We start from the raw sequence: 22107 nt of genomic DNA, 5'->3' as shown, positions 1-22107 counted from the left end.
TTAGCTTTCAGTCGCCAAGTTGACTGCTAATATCGCTCTCAACATCAGGTATCTGGAATCTAACATTTGGACTGCGGCAGTAACCTGCGGCAAAGTCTTTCGCCGACATCTTCCGCTTACCTGCTGGCTGCAACTGCACGACGGCCAGTAAGCCCTTTCCGGTTGCGATGGCAAGGTCGATCGTCGGGTCGCAGATCGCTTTCAAAGCGGGCCCAGATAGCAATTTTCCTGGCGATAGCTCTGCACATGCTGAATCCGAAATTTCTTCTACCGGAAACGCCTCGTGGATAATTGTGCGCAATGCTTTTTCCGAACCAATCTCCAGTTCGGCGAAAGCTCCCGGCCATGGCTGCATTGCGCGTACTAAGCGGTCGATTTTTTTAGCAGAAAGTCGAAAGTCGATTTGGCCGTCACTCTTGTTCAATCGAGGTGATTTTGTTGCGAGCGCTTGGTCTTGGATGGTTCCCAACGCCATAAATTCTGCACGATCTTCACAGTCATGAATGAGGTCGATCGCTTGAAGAGTCGAAGCGACGCCTAGAGCAGACAAACGACCTTCGAGTGCTTCGGCGTTTTCATGCTCGCCTATTGTAGTTTCCGTTGTTGTAATAACAGGGCCCGAATCGAGGCCCGTTGTCATGCGAATGATGCTGACCCCGGTCGTCAGATCACCTTTTATCAGAGCCCACTGAATAGGGGCCGCGCCACGATGTCTAGGTAGGACGGAGCCATGCAAGTTGATCGTTCCGAGTCGAAAGGCGTCCAGCGTCTCCGCCGTAAGTATCTGCCCGTAGTCGCATACGACCGCCAAATCGCAATTGAGCTGCCGAAGCTGTTGGATAGTATCGGAGTCCCGTACCGATTCGGGTTGCCAGAGCGGAAGGTTGCGTCCGATCGCCCACTGCGCGACGGGTGAGACGATCAGTTTCTTTTCTTTTCCAGTGTTAGGCTTGGAAATAACAGTGACGATTTCGTGCTCTGATGAAGCAAGCGCGTCAAACGCAGGCACGGCAAATGGCCCCGTTCCCATAAGAACAATTCGCATCGTTAAATCCGCTCTACGTGTAACGTGTTAGCCAATCCTGCAGTTCTGATTGCAGGTCGTCAGTAGATGGAAGACTGCCAGTGCGTTGCTTTGACTCAAAATCTAGCGTCAAATTTTCAAGGTCCCGTTCGACCGATCGCGCGATCGATTCGTTTAAACGATCGACAAAAAGAACGCCGTCTAAATGATCGGTTTCATGCTGAATTATGCGGGCAAAAAAGCCTTCGCAGTCGAGTTCAATTTCTCGACCTTGAATGTCATAGGCGCTCAAGTGCAACGATTTGCTGCGTTTTACAGGCGCGGTGACGCTGGGAATGGAAAGACAGCCCTCGTCTGCTTCTTCTGCCCCTTTTTGCCGTGAAATCACGGGGTTTATGAAAGCAAACTCTTCGCCTTCACCTCGCCGCCCGGCGGGATTGGCAACGAAAATTCGAAGCGGTACGTTGACTTGATTTGCCGCTAGCCCAACTCCATTGAACTCGTACATTAAATCAAACATCCGTTGTACAAGTCGCACAAGTTGTTCGTCGACTCGCGCGATTGGCTTGCTCTTAAAACGCAGCGTTGGATGAGGGTGAAAAATTAGATTAACATCGTCATTCACTTGGAGCGTTCCTGTGCCAATACTTTGTACTATTGCCTAGCTTCAATTCGCTAGGCAGGTTAATATGTCAGCAAATCGGAATGCCGATTGCGAGCGGCTAGAGTGTAAACGAAAAGGAAAAAGCGAACTGCAGGTTACAGTTCGCTTTTCAGATTTTTCAATGTTTTTCGGGCTTAACTATTCAGCGATAGCATAAGCTGGCTGATACAAGTCGACAAACATCTCAGGCTTGCGAGTCTCTGTCTCAAGTCCAGCAGCGGTGAGCACCTTGTCCAAGCAATCTTGGGCGTGCGAGACGATTGCGTCACGTGTCATACCACTGAGAGTCGATTGGTGTCCGGCGGCTGCGATTGGCCCCTTGTAACCCTTCGATGCCAAATGGCTGATGATGCTCACGTTTTTGACGAGTTTATCATCGCCGGGCATCAGGCGATTCTTGTAACTTGCGGTAGCGACGTCCAAGTCGACTTCAGCGTCGGCAACACGGACCGATACAATCTTTGCAACATCGATCGTCTGCAATTGATCGACAGTGCCGCCGCTTACGGACCACGACCAAGTGTCAACGGTTGCGCCAACTTGAGGATGGGAGACGGCGTTAAAGAATGCAAGGAAGCCTTCTGCGTCCGAGACAAACTTGAATTCCTTGTCGGTTCGGAATTCTTTGGCCGCGGAGAAATATAGGCCGAGCCTAATTTTACTTGCAGCCATTACGTCGCCAATTTGAGTAACTCGCTTGCGCAAGACCTCAAAGTATTCGTGGTAAGGCAGGCGATCTGTTGCCGCGGGAAGACGGAGGGAGCCGCAGGTCGCGCCGACTTTGGATGCAACTTCCATCGCTTCTGGTAATTCTGCCAGCGCCTTGGCAAAGCTCTCGTCGTCGGCGTCCAAGTCGATGGGAACTTCGAAGCCGCTAACGCCGATCTCTGCACTCTTAAGGTAGCGTGAAGCGTGCTCGAAATCGCTACGTTTGGTTCGCTTTACTAAGTCATTGAGATCAATATCGAGGCCTTTGAAGCCGTAAGTCATCGCTAACTCGATCAGCTCACTTTGTCGACCAGAAATACCGAGAGCTGCCGGGTTTAGATTTTTGTACATGCGTCTTTTGATCCTTCTAGACTTATCGCAAAACTCTGAAAATATGGTTTAATTGGGAAAGTATCCCCTTCAATTTTGATGAATTCAACGCGAGAGTATTACACACTTGCGTCTGTTTTTCTAGGGCTAATAGCATTGACGCCGAGGATTGCCGCGCGTTGGATCGCTGCACAACTGCAATTCCCAGTTCTCCCTAAATAATAGGTCGTTCTCCGCATATGAACATTTGTATTCATCCATTAGTAAGTCAGGCTGGGGTGTGGCGTTTCCGCACAGTTGCCCGACACTTGTTTTTGGTCGCATTTTGCCTTGCGAACTCCGCAAATTTTGTCTGCGGGCAGGGAGAAACGGTTGGGACCGGGCTTTCGCAGGATGCTTTGTCGACTGTTCCGGAACAAAACTGGGAGCCGATCAAGCAGCCTGCAACTCAGGACCCGACAGAGTTGCTTGCTTTCGTTCGAGAAATTCAAAAACGGCAACCGGCTACTCGCGACCAGTACATTGAAATGCAAACGGCCATTAAGCGTGCGGCAGAGCTTGCACTGACGAAAACGGCCAACCGAACGACAGACCAGTTTTTTGAACTTGAGGATGCCTATTTGGCCAGTTCGGTGATGTTGATGGGCAACGAGGGGCCTGAAGCTCAGCAAGCAACGATGAAAAAGTTTGCCGATTACTTGACCGCGAAATCGGATCCAAACGAGAAAGATCTACGGATGGTGCTCTTGGCTGGGCAAAACCTTGAGCAAATCAACAATCCTCAGGCAGCCAAAGAAGCGTATCTGATGGTCGCGGATATTTTAGAAAAGAAGAACAAGGAGAACTTGTCAGTTTGGGTCGAAATGTTGAAAGCCAATGCTCGCCGCCTTGATTCCCTGGGTAAGGTGTTTGAGTTTAAGGGCAAAACGCTAGACGGTGGCGACTTTGATCTATCGAGCAATGCTGGGAAGTTTACGCTGCTGTATTTCTGGGCTTCGTGGGAGCGGTCCGTTCCTCAAGAATACCCTTACATGAAAAAGCTGTATGACTACTATCACGGTAAGGGTTTCGAAATCGTAGCCATCAGCTTTGATGATGACCGCGATAAGCTCGAAAAGTTTGTGGCTGAAAACAACGTACCATGGATTAACATTTGGAATGACGATGAATTCGCCGCGTCAAAACTAGCTCAAGAGCACGGAATCAATGCAATTCCCTCGCTGATATTGTTGGACGAAGAAAACAAAGTTATCCATTTAGAGGCACGCGGTTTAGTGCTCGGGAAACTACTCAGCGATTTAATCGAGCCCATGACGGCAACGGAAACTGCAGTGAGTGAGAAGTAGGATTAGCGCAGCGTGATGACGAATCGATTTATGAACGTGGCATCCGCAATCCATCTTGTACATCAAAATCGTTCGGTTCTAGTCAATCAACTATGCTATGGTAGGTGTACTACTTTTCCCGCGAGCGAGTGAATGAACGAACCAATTTGGCCAAACGACGATCGTACTGATGAACTTATCGGTCGCGCTCGCGACGGCAGCAAAGACGCAGTCGACGAGTTGCTAGATCGACATCGAAAAGGCCTGCGCCGCATGATTCAGTTGCGACTGGATAACCGTGTAACGCGCCGAGTCGATGTTAGCGACATCCTTCAAGACGTCTTGATTGAGGCGAGTCGGCGGTTGCAGAATTATTTGAATGAGCCGCCAATGGCGTTTCATCTATGGATTCGTCAAATCGCTCGTGATCGCATTATCGACGCCCACCGCCGACATGCAGTTTCGGCCAAACGCAGCGTTGATCGCGAGATGAGTCTGCATGTTCGCGGTAATGTTGATCAATCTTCAATCGAGCTTGCTGGTCAGTTATGCGATTCTGAGTTAACGCCTGCCGCGGCAGCGACACAGCGTGAAATAGCCATGCAGTTGGAAACAGCGGTTCACCAATTACGAGATCAGGATAAAGAGATTATCTTGATGCGCCACTACGAGCAATTGAGCAATCTTGAAATCGCGCAATCTCTAGGGTTGACGGAGCCTGCTACCAGTATGCGTTACTTGCGAGCTCTCAGGCGATTGCGTGAACTGCTAAATGAACAACATAGCGAGCTATTGCCACCGGGTGAGCAGGCGTCCGATGATTCCGCTGACTAGAATTTTGCTTGATTCGGCCTTCTTACCGATCTATAGACGCACACGATGAATTCGCGGGATCCTGATCCTCATGAAACGATCCAGTGGCAGAATCCGCTGCCGCATGGAGATCAAGATGCTGCGGGTGAAAATGCACCGCTAAAAAATACACCTCGAAATAGCCCAGAGGTGACGCCTTCGCAAAATGCGCCGACGATTATCCACCATCCGAGCGACGCGACTGCACCTCTTGCTGAATCGTCTGTCAATTTTGCTGAAGACGACGATGAGCCTCTCAGCGAATACGACGAAAGACTGGCTTATCGAATATCGGAACTTGCGGACCGCATTCAACGCGGCGAGCGAATTGATCTGCAGCAAGCTTGTCGAGAGACGCCTGAATTCGCGAGCGATCTGCGCGAGCTTTGGGGTACCATTCTGGTGACCGATGCGATTGGGCAGGTACATGACGAAGCAGAGGCCCCCAGCGATGCCGGATCGCTGCAGCTGAAATTACCCGTGACAGTCGGTGATTTTGAGCTGCTGCATGAACTCGGGCGTGGAGGGATGGGAGTTGTCTATCGAGCAAGACAAATTAGTCTTGTCCGCGAAGTTGCAATTAAAATGATTCTGCGAGAACGACTGGCTTCACCCGAGGAGAAGAAGCGATTCTTCGTGGAAGCAGAATCAACGGCTCGGTTGAATCATCCCAATATTGTACCGGTTTACGAAGTCGGCGAACTGGATGGTCGTCCGTTCTTTTCAATGGAGTATATTCGCGGTATGACATTGATGCAGCGAATCAATCAAGGGCCGATTCCACAACGCCGAGCTGTGCAAATTATTGCTCCAATTTGTCGGGCGATTGCGTATGCACATTCTCAAGGCATTATTCACCGGGATGTAAAGCCCAGCAATATACTGCTTGACAGCAAAGGCATGCCGAAACTTACAGATTTCGGACTTGCAAAGCTTATTACGGGAGATCAAGAATCGCTGACAAGGACTGGTGCGATTCTGGGAACTCCAACCTACATGTCGCCTGAACAAGCGACTGGGCAAGAGCAGTTGATGGGGCCTGGTTCCGATATATATAGCATTGGATCAGTACTTTACCATGCGCTGACGGGGAGGCCGCCGCTGGTGGCAAATTCGCCAATCGAGCTGGCGATGAAGATTGTGGAGCAGGATCCACCTGCGCCGCGGTTGTTAGAACCGCGATTGGATCGCGATTTGGAAATGATCGTGGTTCGCTGTCTGCAGAAACCACCCGATCTTCGGTACAAGACCGCGGATTCGCTGGCAAACGATCTGGAGAGTTTTCTACGCGACGAACCAGTTTCGGCGAGTTCAGGACAGTTTACACAGGTGCTCGCGCGGCTTTTTCGGGAAACTCACCACGCTCCTGTCCTTGAGAATTGGGGGCTTCTGTGGATCTGGCACTCGTTGGTTTTGGTTATCGCGTGTTCGCTGACGCAATATTTTCGCTACTCTGGCGTAACTAATCGTTACGCTTATGCAGCTTTGTGGACGCTTGGGCTTGGTACTTGGGCATTTGTATTCTGGGCTTTGCGACGGCGGATGGGACCAGTTACCTTTGTCGAGCGACAGATCGCACATGTTTGGGGCTCAAGTATGGTCGCAATTGCTGCTCTTTTTCCGCTAGAATGGTGGTTGGGACTTGAGACGTTGACGCTCAGCCCAATGCTTGGTGTCATAACGGCCATGATTTTCATCATCAAGGCAGGAATGCTGAGCGGAGCATTCTATGTGCAAGCCGCCATGCTTCTAGCCGCTTCGGTTATGATGGCGATTTACCCGTTGGAAGCTCATATGATTTTTGCAATCGTGAGTAGCCTTTCATTCTTTGTGCCGGGTGTCAAATATTACCGCCAGCGAAGACGGCAGCAGCTTTAGCATTTTGGACCGAAGAAGAGGAGATCCGCGTTATGAGTTCCTTCGATCTCGAAAAGTTTCGTCCCTACCTTCGCATTCTTGCTGAGATTCAGATCAAGGGTAAGCTGCAATGCAAAGTGGATGCATCCGACATCGTCCAAGACACGATGCTCAAAGCGTACGCTGCCAAGCAACAATTCCACGGCGACAACTCAGCGCAGTACGCAGGTTGGTTAAGGACGATTTTGGCCAATGAAATTTTACAGACAGCCCGTCAGCATTCTAGAAAGTGTCGCGATATAACTCGTGAGCAAGCATGCAGCGATCTACAACAATCTTCCTATCAGCTGGCCGATGTGCTCGCCGCTGACGTATCGTCGCCCAGTGCCGGAGTGCATCGTGATGAGCAGGCTGTCATGTTAGCATGCATGTTAGATCGGCTTACAGAAGAGCAGCGGCAAGCAATCATTGCAAAATATTGGCATAACGAATCGTTGAATCAAATAGCCGAAGCGATGGATCGGAGTCCTCAGGCGGTTGCGGGATTGATCTATCGTGGAATGCAGGAGCTGAAAAGCATTGCATCCCAAGAAGTGGACGAAAGTATCTTTTTGAAATAAAGCAGGCGGCATGAAAGTGTTCGAAAAAGCAGACTTAGATCGCATGTTAAAGTCGTTCGACGACGACGGCTACGTTTTCGCACGCTCAATCTTTAACGCCCAGGAAATGGAAGGGCTGCTCAACTATGCCCGCGGCGATATCGCACTCGCGTCAGAATCGTACGTGCGTCGCGACGCGACGGGAGGCGAAAGTCGACTGGCGCTACGAAACGATTTAGACAATCAGTCACCCTACACTGCAATCGTTCGCTCCAAACGAATCGCCTTTACGATGCAGCACTTGCTGCGCGACGAGATTTATCATTACCATCACAAGATGATGTTGAAAGAGCCCAGGGTCGGTGGAGCCTGGGAGTGGCATCAGGACTATGGCTATTGGTACGGCTATGGATGCCTTTATCCGGATATGGCAAGTTGTTTGATTGCCGTTGACCGCGCTGAAAAACGCAATGGTTGCCTTCAAGTTTTACGCGGCTCTCATAAGATCGGTCGAATCGATCATGGAACTTTCGGCGAACAAAAAGGTGCTGACCCACAACGCGTGTCGGAAGCGGCAAAACGTTACGAGTTGGTATATTGTGAAATGGAGCCGGGCGATGCTCTTTTCTTTCATAGCAACTTGTTGCACTGCTCGAGCAAGAATGAGAGTGATGCCCCACGTTGGTCACTCATTTGCTGCTACAACACTCGGCATAACGATCCTATTGTGCAAAATGGCCGTCACCCGAACTACTCGGAGCTGGAACTTTGGGATGATGATAGGGTCAGTAAAATTCTGGCATCTAGAAATAATAACGATTGAAACTGTGTTGAACTGAGGCGGAAGATGGCAAAACTCGCAATTCTTGGAGCGGGGCTGATCGCGAACTTTTACACTCAAGCACTGCAGGCGAAGCGGGGGCGAGATCACGTTTGTATTGTTTATTCAAGAACAATGGAAAGTGCACGAGGGTTTGCTGAGAAATGGAACATCCCGCGTCACACAACGAATTTAGAGCAAGCTATCAATGACGCCGATGCCGATGCCGTGATCATCGCCTTGCCAAACTTCTTGCATGAGCAAGCTGTAGTTGCAGCAGCCAAAGCAGGTAAGGCAGTGCTGTGCACCAAGCCGCTTGGTCGGACTTCTCAAGAGGCGCTGCGCATGCTAAAGGCGGTCGAAACTGCAGGCGTGTTTCATGGATACCTTGAAGATTTGGTTTATACGCCGAAGACGCTATCTGCAATGCAAGCGGTGCGATCTGGAAGTGTCGGTGAGGTGCTTTGGGTCCGCTCGCGAGAAACACATCCGGGACCACACAGCGATTGGTTCTGGAACAAAGAACTAGCTGGCGGTGGAGCTATTGTGGACATGGGCTGCCACTGCATTGAGATCGCTCGCAGCTTTATTGGCAAGCAAGTACGCCCTGTCGAAGTAGTCTGCTGGGGTGATACTCAAGTGCATCCGATTGAGACCGAAGATCATGCTATTGGAATGGTGAGATACTCCAACGGAGCGATCGGCCAATTCGAAGTTTCGTGGGCGTTTCGCGGCGGTATGGACCTGCGTGATGAAATCGTTGGGACTGAGGGTACTATCTGGTTGAACCATTGGTTGAGGACGGGAATCGAAATGTATTCCGCTTTAGAGAGTACGGGATACGTCGCAGAAAAACTCGAAAGCAATCGCGGTTGGATCTTTCCAGTTGGCGACGAAGCGAGTGCGCTAGGCTATGTCGATATGTTCGCCGATATGCTGGATTGTCTCGATGGAAAGCGCCAGCCTGTCGAGACTTTCTACGATGGATACATTGTGAACGCAATCATTGATGCGGCTTATAAGTCGATCGAATCCAAAAAATGGGAACCAATCGAACTAGAGGTTTGGAGAGGGGATTTGGACAGCGAGAAAGTCAGACGTTCAAGACCTTTTGACGAGTTCCACTCGCTGATAAAGCGTGAGACATTGCCTAATGGCCAATCGAAAGTCATCATCAAAAACAATGAATCGGGTGAAATTTTCGAGCGGTTGCTTTAAGCTCACCGTCGATATCGCTGCCAGATGGTTCGTTGCGGCGATGAGCAGAGGCAACGACTTTTCAGGGGGGAAGGCAGAAATATAATTTTTTTCGGCCCAACTTTTCAAATTCGCCGTCATATCCGCTAATGAGCGGTATCTGTTAAGTGGTAACGATTGTGAGGGCCGTGGCATTCTGCTGCTAGCACTCAAAATTTCCCTTTGTCCTTGGAAACGCTGCGGTCGATCTGCACACATGTCTGAAACCAGCATTGACGATGTTGTCGCTGAAATATTGCTGTCTTCTGAGAGCTCGCAGAAGGTTAGTGAGATCGATTGGATCGCTCGCTACCCGCAGTATGAATCCGAAATTCGCGAATTCTTCTCGGCTCACCATCGCTTCAACGCAGTCCTCCAGAATCAATATCGGCCAATGGATGCGGGAGCCGAATCGAACACCGTTCCCAAGTTCTTCGGGGGCTATGAGATCCTCGAACCGATTGACCGCGGCGGAATGGGAATTGTTTATAAAGCGAGACAAAAAGGACTCAAACGTGTCGTCGCACTCAAGGTTATTCGGTCGGGAAGTCTGGCTGATGCACTAGAATTGCAACGTTTTGCATCGGAGACCGAAGCTGTCGCAGCTCTTTCACATCCGGGTATCGTTCAAGTATATGACTCTGGCGCACATGATGGCGTGGCGTACTATACCATGCCTTTTATCGAAGGGCAAAGCCTTTCGAAGTGCTGCGCCGGAGAAGCGTTGCCAATTGATGAAGCAGTTCGCATCGTCATTCAAATCTGCGATGCCATTGAGCACGCGCATCAGAGTGGAGTTTACCATAGAGATATCAAACCGGCGAATGTCATACTCAATTCAAACGGTCAGCCGATCGTTATCGACTTCGGATTGGCAAAACTAGCAGAAAGCGAAAATGACGAGCTGACTGCGACTGGACAGATCCTTGGGACGCCGGCGTTTATGGCTCCTGAGCAAGCGACTGGAACGAAACGCACTGACCCTGTTCTTTGTGATGTCTACTCTATCGGCGCAGTGCTCTACAGTTTGGTCACGGGACAATCGCCTTTCCTAGGTCTGACGCCATTCGATGTTCTTTTACAAGTCATTGACCGAGAGCCAGCTTTGCCTTCAAGATTGAACCGGCGCGCGAACAAATCGCTTGAGCGAACAATTGCGAAAGCGATGGCAAAGAATGCGAGTGACCGTTATCAGTCAGTCCAAGAGTTCGGAAATGATCTGCGTCGACTTTTGAGAGGCGAGCCTGTTCAAATCGCAAAGCTGAGCCTTTCAGAAAGACTGGCGGCGTGGTGGCGACGGTCTCCTATTCTGGTATCGCATGTCGCAGGTATAAGTGCTGCGGGTTTGATCATCGCTTACTCACATTGGTATACGCATCGCACGTTCGCTGAATTGATCTCTCGCGAAGCTATTCTCATTGTCTGGATGGCTACCTGTTTCGCACTTCAAAGGTGGGTGATGCGAGTGCGTTGGAGAGAAATTGCCTGTACGTACTGGGCGGTTATCGACGTCGTTGTTTTGACTGTGTTGATTCAGTTGGCGAGCCCGCCTCGAGCTTTATTGTTAGTTGGCTATCCCATGCTGATCGTAGCCAGTTCGCTTTTCTATCGAATCCGCTACGTCGTGCTGATGGCTTCGCTTTGCATCATAGCGACCTTGATTCTTTCTTTTATCTGCCATGATCAAACGGTCAACCGGGCAGACTATGTAGCGATCTACATAAGCGGTCTCGCTGTAATTGGCCTTACGTTAAGTGCAATTATCAAGCGGATTCGCGGCTTAAGTCGTTTTTGTGAGCACGATCATTCATAGGGACAGAAAAGGTCGCTACACATGACTACATTTCTCATTATCTTATTCGCGATCGGCGTTTGGGCCGTGAGCGGTCACGCGATATGGTTGGTCGTTGCCAGCTTTTTCAATGCATTTCGGTCAAAGTCTTGTCCTACTTGTAATGCTGACGTAGATTGCCGAACACATACGTGTCCACAATGTGGCGCCGCAGTTTCGAACGAAGAACGCCAACGACGAAACTCTGTAAAATTCAGCATCGAGAATGATTTTGCCGGAGCACTGCGGCTCGTTCAACTCGCCAAGTTTCGCGGCTGGGTCACTCCCGAAAAAGGAAACGACGTCGACGCTCTATTGGATTATCTTGGCGATAAGATCAAAGAACTTCAGACGAAATCTGCAACAGAAAAGCCTTCGAGTACGGAAGATAGAATTACGGCTCCTCCGGTTATAGCGACCAAGTCCGGGGTCGAAGTCGAACACCGAACTCCACTCATTGTACCTGCAGCACCCCTGGTTGTGCCCGCGCACGCTCTGGATGAACCGCCAGCGATTGCAAAACATGCACTTGAACAAGAGTATGAGCCGGTCCGTTCGGAGGAAACCGACTCACGTAAATCCAACATCTCAAAGCGTCTGACAGTCGATGTTTTGAGCGCGTTTATGCAGCAAGCGAATGTTCGCTGGATCGAGCTAATCAGCGCCGCACTCATTGTTGTGTGCTCCGTCGGCCTGGTTGTCAGCCTATGGAGTACTCTGGCAGCGACCAGCCGCTTCTTCCCTGCCCTCGTCTTTTGCTTGGCGACTATTGCAATTCATGCGGCAGGACAATACACGCTAAGCCAGTGGAAGCTGCGGCGAACTTCTCGTGGCATTTTGCTGATCGCAAACATGCTCATACCCCTGTCCGTGATGGTTGGAATCTTGTTGTCCAAGCGTGACAATACGATCGTGCAGCTTGAATTTTTTAATCTGTTCGCGATTGTCGCTGGCGGAGCTGTATATAGTTCGCTTGCGTGGTGGACTAGTCGAGCGTTGTTCGGTCGCCACCATTGGTTCGTAACATCAACCATTGTCGCATCGAGCTTTTCATTGCTCGTTACACACCTAGCACACAGTTGGCAAAGATCGGATCTGCTTGCATGCTGCATTGCCTTTTTGCCGTTGCTGGTCTGTAATTGGGCCGCGGCGATGCACATAGCCGTCTCAAACGAAAATCGCATCTCTCTTGGTAGAACGTTGACCGGCAGGCTTCAAAGCCTTGTCTATCAGATATTATTTTCAACACTCGCAGCCGTCCTGTTCTTTAATCTTCGATTCTTGGGACAACTCAGTAGTATCATCTGGTTCTGGTACTTCATCATCGCATTCCTCTGCTGTTGGATAGCCGTTTCGTTTGGAGTAGTGAGACGTTTAAGCATTCAACGGATTACAACGCTGAATTCTCCATTAAAGGGTGTGACAGAGAGAATCAAGTTTGGCATCAAAGACTTTTTTGTGCTTATAGCATGGACATTCTTCGTTATAGCAACGCCACTGGTTGCGTTAGCTCTTTACAAAGTCGGGGATTCCCGCAACGCCCTTACACTGTCACTAATTACGGTGACAATGTGGCAACTTGTGCTGGCTCGCGTAGCACCTGGCGTGTTGTCAAGAATCTTTGTGGCACTTGGCGGCACCTTCACACTCGCGGTTGTACTTGAAGGCGCGATCACGCAACAAGGAGAAATGTATTTCCGAGATTGGTTGCTGTTCCCAAAGGTTGGTGCGTGCTTAATTGCAGGTGCGCTGTCTGCCTTGCTCGCGTATATGGTCAAAAAGGAATGGCGACTTCCGATGTTGCAATCAGGATTCGCGCACATTGTATTAGCAACGTTGCTAACAAGCATTGCCTCGCTGCTGCAAGTATTTGGTCTTCGTGACGTAGCTCTTTGGCCTGAGATTTTACTTGCAACTCTAGGATTTTCCGCTCTAGTTTCATCCGTTGTAATGGAATGTAAAGCACGATGCAAAACTTCTGTTGATGCAGAGTCGTATCATCGATTCGCATTAGGTGTTTGTACGCTGGGCTTATTATTCTTAAGTTTCGCCGTCGTACATCTTGTACAAATAAATCCCTACCTGCAAGAAACGATTGTTCTGCTGAGACCAACACGATCGATCGGTATCGTCTTTGCGACGATTTCAATGCTCTCAAGTCTATTCGCAGTCGCCAGCGTCTGGATGCGTAAGTCGTATCAGCTAACGGGCGGGCCGAATCTTACCAAAAGCAGCCTGTTCGGAGTCGCTGAACTGCTGGCGTTAACCGCAACATTTAGTGGCGTTGCGAGCCTACCGTTTACGTGGTGGCCGGTAGATTCTTCAAGTTTACTCTTGAGGGTGGGTTGGACTGTCCCTGTAGCTATGCTCGCCGCTTCGATTGTTTACAAACGTTTTGAAGTGCTCGAACTTTTTCGACTAGTAACGGCCGCGTGGGGAGCGTTTGTTCTGTTTCATATCGGATTCGACTACGACTGGTGGCCGGAATTGCGACTCGCGACGGCAGTTTCGCTTCATAGTGCGCTGGTCATTGTTACGTTGAGTGTTCTATGTTTGTTGGACAAATGGTTGTTGCCGTCGTCAGATCGTTTCAATTCGTCGCTTACCCTCTACGGAATGGTTGTTGGTTTAGTTGGTATAGCTTTGGTGACGGTTGTACCCGGGACCGCAAGTTTATGGATCGCTTTGAATTCCAGTGCCGCCCTGGAAATTGGTCTCGAGGCATTCAAGTCATTACAGCTGAATGAGTGTTTCGCGATTCTTGCTTCTGTCGTCGTGATGATTGCAGCAGCTATGGCTGCGTACCGATCAACTCTTGCACCTAGACTTAACAAAAGTTTCTTCTTTGCCGTCGGGAGTGTTGCGACCGTGATTATGACGATGCTGTTTGGCTGGTCTATCCATCCGCCAGCGAATGTCGTCACAATCCTTTGGGCATGTCTGTTGACCAGTTTCGCGATAACATTTTTCAACCATAAGTTTGCGACCTACAAAAATTTCATTTTCGATGGTCTAGCAGATGGAGTATGGGCAGTCGTTACTATCGGGCTAGCGATTTTGAGTTGCCTTTGCATGTTCAATGCGTACATCGGATCATCAATGGCACCATTGATTCAAGATTGGCGTGTTGTAGGGCTGAAGCTCAGTGCCTTGGATTTGTTATTGCCTACTTTACAATGGACTTTGCCTTTTTGGTGTTGGTTGGCTGTAGCTTGGTACCGCGCAAGCAGTGTTGAACGAAATGAAAATCAAGCCGTCACTTTTGGTTTTACGTTGGCGTTTTGGACAACTGCTTCATTGTTGCTGATTGAACCAGTACCATTGATCGACCTTGAGAAAACGATCGTTTTGGGGCTGCAACTTTTTGTTGTAAGTTTGACGAGCATCATTATATTTCGAGCAGCGTTAACAGCCGTTCCGAATCGTGAAACGACGTCATGTCTACTCGACGATCGTCACGCGTATGCTTTCGGATTTGTAGCGTTCATCGTACAGTCAGTGTTGTGCGTTGCTCTACTGTCCTATAAGGCCCGATTATTGCCCAACAGCTACGGAATTGATACGTATTTTGGAGGCGTCGTTGCGGCAATTTCAATTCTCCTTCATTTTGTCGCGTGTATAGTCATCCCAAATTTTCGAGGCGGGTTGAAAGAGTTTCGCACGCTTCATTTTCCTTTTCTCTTAGTCGCATTGCCATCGGCTCTCGAAGTTATAGCAGTCAGCGGTAGCAATTATTTGCTGTGGATTGCACCGCAAATTTGGTGGCTCGCGAGTATCGACTTTGTTATGTCCGCAATCGCCATCACTCTTTTGATTCAAGCTGTTGTGATGTTCTTTCGAGACTCGATGGATCGAGCCAAAATGCAGATTGTAAGTCAGCTGACGAACTGGGCACGAAGATTTTTGGTTCTACGAACGCTGGTGTTTACATTGATGATCACATTTTGTTTTATCTCGCCACTGTTGGGGGTGTCGACCAATTGGACAGTAACAGTGTACGCAGTTATTTCTATTGCGTGTCTGTTTTGGAGTTTTCACCGACATATTCTGACGTGGGGAGTTGCCAGCGCGATGTCTATGTCAATGTCCCTGGTCGCTTGGAAGACGAACCTAGCGTGGATAAGTTTTTGGGACCTGGTTTGTTTCGCACTGTTCGGCCCGTTGCTTATTTCGTTTGGTTCGATCGCGCTCCAAATCATTAGAAAGCGAATCAGCAGTTCAGAGATAAACAGCGAATTCGAAGAATCCGATTGGACTATACGCCTTGCTGGCGTCTACGAAGCTCGTGTTGAATCGTTTGTATCTTTTGGTCTATCAAGCCTATTGACCCTGATTAGTTTGATGATTCTGATCGATAATGATGCCGTTTACCATGTGAGGCTAACGACCTACACTGTATTCCTTGCACTTGGTGGGTTGTTCCTAACGGTTTGGTTGGCATTTCGCTATACAAGTCGACAACAACTTCGCCAAGCATACTTTGCGATGTTTCCGCTCGTTTTATTCCCAACTATTTGGCTTCTTAAGAAAACAAACGTACCTGAAGACACACAGTTGCTTTACTGGATAGTCGGCGCAGCGGCCACGTTAGCGATTAACGCGGCTGTGCTTCGTACGATTCATCTGTCGAAGTATGTGCAGACTCCGACAAACGCGCTAGCGCGTTCGATTGCTCGGATCCAAACGGTGCAGGCTAGTCGATGGATGCAGAAGGCTGCTATTACAATTGGCATTCTCTTGTTAATGCCTGCGGTCGTGTTGGTGCTTGGCTCTTCAAACCCATTGCTAAGAAGTTCGGCTACGGCGATACCGTTTCTGTTGGCATTGGCGCTAGTCTGGTTGCCTGATCTCAGTGACAACGTGCGTAAAGTGGCGTTAGGTTTTCTTAGTGCGGCGGGTATCTTTTTTGGGATACAAGATCTTCCCGCGTACGGCGATTCCGAGTCTACTTTTGCGTTTATCCATTTGGAGCGAATCGTCATCAGTGGAGCATTTTTGTCGATCGCTTACACAGCGGTCGCTGCTAGGCGGATGGTCGAACGTTCCTGGTACCGCTCGCTTTATCAGTTTAGCTGGTGCTTTACTTTTGTGTCTGCTATTGCGGCAGTTTTGTCAGTATGTATTGCTGTGTTACATCCGGGCCAGCAACTTGCGGCGGAGCTATCGACAATGGAGAAACTCGCAGTGCTCCTTTCATTGATTGCGATAATTGCTCGTACGCTCCAATTTGCAGTACGTCCGTTTGCTGACGAGATCGGCCAGACTATTAAATCGAGGCAATTCGCAGTCTATGGCGCCGAACTGTTGCTCATAATTCTGGGAACACAATTCTACATTTGCTATCCGGTGTTCTTTACCGGATGGTTCGTTCGTTGGTGGCCAGTTGCTGTTTTCTTGATTGTCTTGGCAAGTCTGGGAATCGGACGGCTTGTTCGAGTCGAGCACTCGCAGGTGTTTGGAAACCCGATTCGTCGGACAAACTTGCTGCTCCCGCTCATTCCATTGTTCAGTATCTGGATGACGCCGCAAGGTACGTTTTGGCAAGACTGGGGGAACTATGGATCGTTGATGTTGGGTGCGACCATCGTTTACGGGACTCAAGCATGGATCTATCGCTCGTCTGTGTTGCAGATGCTGGCGGCGGCGTGCGGGATCTTTAGCTTTTGGTGCTTCCTTTACGAGTTTGAATGGAGTCAAATAGGTGCTCATCCTCAGCTTTGGCTATTACCGCCAGCGATCGCCGCGTTGTACTTCATTGAACGCCATCGTGATCAGTTCTCCAGGTCGGTTTTGACCGGTGTACGATATTTCGTAATATTGCTGGGCTATCTCAGTAGCACTGCGGATATGATGTTGATGGCTTTTTCGGAATCGTTCTGGATGCCGATTGTTCTTTTGGCATTGTCGCTGGTCGGCGTTTCTTGCGGAATGGTTTTCCGAATCCGGGCCCTCTTGTTTAGTTCGCTTGCCTTCATCCTCATTTCTCTTGTGGGCATGGTTTGGCACGCTCAACAAGCGATTGATCAAGTATGGCCATGGTGGGCGTTCGGAATTGCAAGCGGAGTAGTGCTCATCGCCTTGTTGGGTTATATCGAAAAGAACCGCGAGCGAGTGAGTCAGTACCTTATGAGCTTACAAGCGTGGGACGTACCTGCAAGTTAGTTAAAGACTTTACTTGCAAGATGAAGCGCATTTGGGACAAGTTTGGCCTTGGAAGTTAGCGTGGCCGATAGGCAAAATTAGATTGCTCCAGCTTTTCAGCGAGCATGTTATCGATTTCAGCGACCTCTAGTTCACGTTTGAAGTTTTCACCAGCATAAAGTACGAGTGCCCCTCCAGCACCGTTTTGTCGGACTTGTAACCCGTGATGCCGGGTAAGCTCGAGCGTTGCAAGGAAGAGACCGACCAAAGAACTTTTATGTTGTCCTAGTTCAAACAGCGTTTGCAGTTCAACAGACTCTCGTTCAATCACAAGCTTATGTAGCCGTTGCATGTAGACGTGCATCGGAGTTTCATCGTAAATGACGGTTTCGGTGGGAGCCGGCTGACGTTCCCGTAGAATTCGCCCAAATGCACTGACTAAATCCCAGACTTCGATTCGCTCAAGCGGCTGATCTTCTGGCGATACCGTGCGGGTGGGAAGGTCATTCACCATTCGTGGATAACGCATCTGCCAATCGACGGAACGTTCATCCAAGACGCTTGATACATCACGGAACCGTTTATACTCGATCAATCGTTGGACAAGATGGTCGTCCGCTTGATCGAAGGCTTGAGTTTCGGCTTCAAGTTCCTCGTTACCCTGGGGTAAGACGGCCTTTGCCTTCATCTCGAGAAGGAGAGCAGCAACTTCAAGAAAATCTCCAACACTGTCAATGTCAAGAGTCTCGAGGACTTCCAAGAAGCCGATGTACTGATCTGCAATTCTGGACAGCGATAAATCAGCAAGCTCAAGCTCTTCGCGTCGGACCAAGTACAGCAGCAGATCCAATGGACCTGCGTAAACATCTAGTTCGACAATGAAGTTGGACATGCATGCTACCGTGTAAAGCCAGCGTTGAAGCTGAATACTTGTTTTTGATCCGTATCGGCTTGATTGATCGGTACGGCAAAATCGAATGCCAGCGGGGCTGGACCCAGTGCTGGAACGGCAATACGCAAGCCAAGTCCTGGGGCGACACGAAAGTTGTCCCAATTGAGTTCAATGTCGCGTTCTACGGTACCGTAGTCAACGAATCCTACCATGCGAATCATATCGTCCGCAGTGACGGGCATCATGTACTCAAGCGAACCGAGGAATTGAAAGCGACCGCCGACTTGAACGTCATTTTCGACAGGACTTGCACCTCGGAAACGAAAGCCACGCAACGTGGAAAATCCACCCGCATAGAAGTTTTCAAAAATCGGCGTGTCCGCTCCGCTGAATCCAAGACGATACGCAGTTGTAAGCGTGTGTCGTCCAGTTCGGTCAGCGCGTTCACGCAACAAGAAATAGCGGCTAAAGTTTACTTGACCTCGCGGAAAGTCGAATTCGCCGAATACTTGATCGTAGATCAATTCAAGGTGATGACCTTGAGTCGGGAGAAACGGGCTATCACGTGTGTTATGTGTTAAGCGGACCCGACCTGTGTAAACATCGTTGCTTCCCAGTGCGCGATCAAGTATTTGAACTCCATTAATACGAGGGTCAGTAATTTCAACATCTTCAGCACGAACCTCTGTGCTAATCTGCATGTTGGGTGTGACTACGTAACCAAGGGCTAGTCGACCACCCAAGCGTTGCTCGTCGAAGTCGCGATAGATTCGGTTAAAGTAGAAGCCGCCAACAGACAGACTGTAAGGTGAGTATCCGAATAAGTTTGGTTCTGTAAGATCGACCGAGTAACGCTGTACTTGGTTTCCTGGGACTGCTTCGAGGCGAAAGTTCTGTCCACCACCGCGGAATGCTCCGTTGAAGAGATCTCCTAGGCCGCGAGGAAACTTGAACAGGTCGAAATTTCGTTCTTCGACAATCACCTGACCAGCAACTCCCAAATCGGTATTAACCGAACCGCCAAGGACGAATCGGCCTGTTTGGCCTTCTTGGACGAACACATCGATTGGTACGTCGCGAACTCGTGGTTGGTACGGATTTGTCAGGCTACTTCCGACATCGGGATTGAGCGACCAGGGGCTGTTTAATGGCATTAGTGGTTCGCCAAGAGGCTGTGATGGCGCCACGAACGATTGAGAACTACCCTGCGGAACTCCATAGACTTGCTCCGGACCGTAGCCTTGTACGGGAGCTGACGGAGTGGCGAATTCGCTTGGCAATTGACCGCTTGGGTAAGCCTGCGGTTGCTGGTAGACCGTTTGCGGCTGAGCGAAGCTCTGCGGAGCGGTTGGTTGAACGTATGGTTGCGAAAGTGGTTGCTGGCTCGTTATGGCTTGACCGTACGAGTCCGCGTAGGTTTGATTGGTATTCGGGTAACTTTGGGCCGGGATCGATTGGTAACGATTCTGAAACGGATCGAAGCCGCTTTGAGGTTGTTGGTTGATAGGTACAGAATTAGTCTGCTGGGCATATCCATTGTTAGGGGCAACATATCTGTTCGGAATTTCTTGCGCAACCGCGGTGCCGACGCCCATACTTGCCATATAGGCCGCGAGTGAAGTCTGCACCGCAAGCTTTAATCGACTTTTTGGCCTAAGCCTTCTAACTTGACTGTGTTTCATGGTGCGTTGCGGAATCGTTTTCGAGCGGTTGAACATTGTGGCTAGGAAGCGTGACGTGAAGAGACTTTGGATTGTAATTTCACAAATCAGAAGTCTTCAGGCATGACCTCGTTAACCGGCTTGATCGAAATTCGGGGTGGTTCGCCTTGTGCAGGATTGGTTTCAAAGATGGTGCTGTAGCCCAAGCGGCGTTCAGCATCTTCAACTTCAACCGCGTTGATTACGTCGCCTGGGCGCAAGTTGCCAAGGTAGTTGAGCACGACGCGTTCTTTGGTATACGATTTATCACCGTTGATGTGAACATTGATTTCGCTAGCTCGGTAGATATCGCCCTCCTCGATTGAGTACACGATGTCTAGCTGATTACCGTCCATGACTCGGACTTGAGCGACGATGTCGGCGAAGATAAATCCAGCAGCACCGTAGGCGTCACGTAGAAATTTCTCGTCGCGATCCTTTTTCGCTTGACGGAAGGGATCGCCTGCGCGAAGCTCCAGGTATGGTTTGATCTTTTCGGTTGAATAGTGTTGGTTACCTTCAATTTCGACGTTCCGCACAAAGTACTGTTCGCCTTCGGAGATAACAAAGTTTATGGAAACCCATTTACCTGACTCATCGTAAGATCGCTGAGGTTCGATACGCGCGTCGAAATAGCCGAGAGAGCGGTAGTAGCCCGTCAATCGTTGCTTGTCTTGCTCGATCGTTTCAAGGATTGCTTTGTTGAAAAGATAAGTTGTCAGCCCTGGAATAAACCGGTTGCTATCTTTGCTTCTCAGTTTTGTTTTCAGCAGCTCACTTGAAAATGCTTGATTGCCAACGAAGGTTATATCAGCGATGCGCTCGAGTGGACCTTCGCTGATTCGAAAAACCACGTCGCGGTCACCGGGCTTATCGCCCTGGTAAACTTGAATGTCAGCTTGATTGAAGCCTTCGGATCGATAAAGTTCTTCCAGCCGATTCCGCGCTGCTAGTACCGAGTGTGGGCTAATCGGGTCGCCCTTGTCAAAGCCACAAAATTTGGAAAGCTTTTTCTCATCCAATGCTTTGTTACCATGAAAGACGATGCTGTTAATCGTTGGGCGTTCGGTGAACTTCAATCGGACTGTGACTTGTCCTGGTTGCGGTTCGACGAAAGAAGTCTTGATTTCTTGAAAGAACCCTGTTCGATAGAGCTCGGCGATGTCGCGTGACAAAATATCAGCGTCATAGGGACGGTCGACGCGCGATTGCATGCGCGAGAGAATGTTGTGCTCGGAGATGGTCTCGTTGCCTTCGATGATCACATCAGCGATAGTTTTGCCGTTGTTACTGTCGACGATCGTCGGACCGCCTGCTTCAAAGAGGCGATCTCGGAATTTGGGTGCATTAAAGGCTGGAGTTCCGGGTTGATCGCCAGCGGCGCCCTGTCCAAATGCGACCGCCGCGTGGCCAAGAATCACCGCGCTGGCGAAAGCGATCGGTAAGAGACTGGGCAATTTATTCAGGCGTAGTAAACTAGGCAAACTACAAGGCATTTGTCTTCCTTCCATGGTCAACGCCTACGAACGGCAGCAGTATTGTGTTAGTAGCGAAATTGGAATGTTGATGCAATCCGACTCGTTAACCAGAAATTGCCTCGCTGAGCCATCAATTTAAAAAACAGAGAGCGATTGTTGTTCGAATTGGGTGACTATTTGCTACAGCTCACGGGTAGAATAAAACAATCCTGGAGTTGAAAAAATGAATGACAAGCGTAAGACGAACGATGCCGACACCGTCCTTTTTGATGGAATGTGTAATTTCTGCACAGCGAGTGTTAATCGCCTTAAGTGGTTAGATTTTACGCGGAAGCTCGAATTTCTCTCGCTGCATGACGAAGCGGTAGCGGTGCGATTCCCCGATTTGACGCATGAGATGTTGATGGATCAGATGTGGGTTGCGACCGCGGATGGGAAACGATTCGGCGGCGCTGATGCGTTCAAGTATCTTTCAACTAGGCTTCCTGCCCTTTATCCGCTAGCATTAGTGATGTACTTGCCAGGACTGATGCCGGTGTGGCGACGGCTATATCGCTTAATTGCCGATCGTCGTTACAAGATCGCCGGAAAGGACTGCAATGAAGGAACTTGTTCGTTGCATCGGCGCGTGTCAGCGGATCAACGATAGC

Annotated in this window: 15 protein-coding genes; 9 read left to right on the top strand and 6 right to left on the bottom strand. The window is 49.6% G+C overall.

Going from position 1 to position 22107, the window contains the following annotated elements; all coding sequences use genetic code 11:
• Positions 1-7 precede the first annotated feature (7 nt).
• The 3 genes from fmt to SH451x_RS15800 all read right to left on the bottom strand — a co-directional run bounded on the left by fmt (position 8) and on the right by SH451x_RS15800 (position 2747).
• Positions 8-1045 carry a methionyl-tRNA formyltransferase gene (gene fmt / locus SH451x_RS15810; RefSeq protein ID WP_479357956.1) on the bottom strand — a complete coding sequence of 346 codons (1038 nt, stop codon included), beginning with the start codon at positions 1043-1045 and terminating at the stop codon, positions 8-10.
• Positions 1046-1058: 13 nt separating this feature from the next.
• Positions 1059-1649, bottom strand: coding sequence for a peptide deformylase (def, locus tag SH451x_RS15805; protein ID WP_479357955.1), 591 nt, complete (start codon positions 1647-1649; stop codon positions 1059-1061).
• A gap of 177 nt (positions 1650-1826) precedes the next feature.
• Positions 1827-2747, bottom strand: a complete 921-nt coding sequence (locus SH451x_RS15800) for a sugar phosphate isomerase/epimerase family protein (protein ID WP_479357954.1) — start codon at positions 2745-2747, stop codon at positions 1827-1829.
• Between the two features lie 218 nt (positions 2748-2965).
• On the opposite strand from SH451x_RS15800, the gene SH451x_RS15795 reads away from it, so the two are divergent.
• The 8 genes from SH451x_RS15795 (at position 2966) to SH451x_RS15760 (ending at position 17408) form a co-directional block, all read left to right on the top strand.
• Positions 2966-4072, top strand: a complete 1107-nt coding sequence (locus SH451x_RS15795; RefSeq protein ID WP_479357953.1) for a TlpA family protein disulfide reductase — start codon at positions 2966-2968, stop codon at positions 4070-4072.
• A gap of 132 nt (positions 4073-4204) precedes the next feature.
• A complete protein-coding gene (locus tag SH451x_RS15790; RefSeq protein ID WP_479357952.1) occupies positions 4205-4885 on the top strand; it encodes a sigma-70 family RNA polymerase sigma factor in 681 nt (226 codons plus the stop codon).
• A gap of 45 nt (positions 4886-4930) precedes the next feature.
• Positions 4931-6781 (top strand): serine/threonine-protein kinase, encoded by a 1851-nt coding sequence (locus SH451x_RS15785; RefSeq protein WP_479357951.1) that lies wholly within the window; start codon positions 4931-4933, stop codon positions 6779-6781.
• Positions 6782-6813: 32 nt separating this feature from the next.
• Positions 6814-7380 carry a sigma-70 family RNA polymerase sigma factor gene (locus SH451x_RS15780; protein WP_479357950.1) on the top strand — a complete coding sequence of 189 codons (567 nt, stop codon included), beginning with the start codon at positions 6814-6816 and terminating at the stop codon, positions 7378-7380.
• 10 nt (positions 7381-7390) lie between these two features.
• A complete protein-coding gene (locus SH451x_RS15775) occupies positions 7391-8182 on the top strand; it encodes a phytanoyl-CoA dioxygenase family protein (protein WP_479357949.1) in 792 nt (263 codons plus the stop codon).
• A gap of 24 nt (positions 8183-8206) precedes the next feature.
• A complete protein-coding gene (locus tag SH451x_RS15770) occupies positions 8207-9397 on the top strand; it encodes a Gfo/Idh/MocA family protein (RefSeq protein WP_479357948.1) in 1191 nt (396 codons plus the stop codon).
• A 235-nt stretch (positions 9398-9632) separates the two neighbouring features.
• Entirely contained in the window at positions 9633-11228 is a 1596-nt protein-coding gene (locus SH451x_RS15765) for a serine/threonine protein kinase (RefSeq protein ID WP_479357947.1), read from the top strand.
• 21 nt (positions 11229-11249) lie between these two features.
• On the top strand, positions 11250-17408 hold the full coding sequence (locus SH451x_RS15760) for a hypothetical protein (RefSeq protein WP_479357946.1): 6159 nt from the start codon (positions 11250-11252) through the stop codon (positions 17406-17408).
• A 55-nt stretch (positions 17409-17463) separates the two neighbouring features.
• Here the strand turns inward: SH451x_RS15760 and SH451x_RS15755 are convergent, their stop codons facing one another.
• The 3 genes from SH451x_RS15755 to SH451x_RS15745 form a co-directional block, all read right to left on the bottom strand.
• Positions 17464-18279: a segregation and condensation protein A gene (locus SH451x_RS15755; RefSeq protein ID WP_479357945.1), complete on the bottom strand. Its 816-nt coding sequence runs from the start codon at positions 18277-18279 to the stop codon at positions 17464-17466.
• A gap of 5 nt (positions 18280-18284) precedes the next feature.
• Positions 18285-19907, bottom strand: coding sequence for a BamA/OMP85 family outer membrane protein (locus tag SH451x_RS15750; RefSeq protein WP_479357944.1), 1623 nt, complete (start codon positions 19905-19907; stop codon positions 18285-18287).
• A gap of 140 nt (positions 19908-20047) precedes the next feature.
• A complete protein-coding gene (locus tag SH451x_RS15745; protein ID WP_479357943.1) occupies positions 20048-21475 on the bottom strand; it encodes a BamA/OMP85 family outer membrane protein in 1428 nt (475 codons plus the stop codon).
• A 205-nt stretch (positions 21476-21680) separates the two neighbouring features.
• On the opposite strand from SH451x_RS15745, the gene SH451x_RS15740 reads away from it, so the two are divergent.
• Positions 21681-22106: a thiol-disulfide oxidoreductase DCC family protein gene (locus SH451x_RS15740; protein WP_479357942.1), complete on the top strand. Its 426-nt coding sequence runs from the start codon at positions 21681-21683 to the stop codon at positions 22104-22106.
• The last annotated feature ends 1 nt before the right edge of the window (position 22107 follow it).

Source organism: Njordella aestuarii (genome assembly GCF_056494165.1).
Note: the sequence above shows the minus strand (reverse complement) of the source record. Positions and strands in the feature narration are given on the sequence as shown.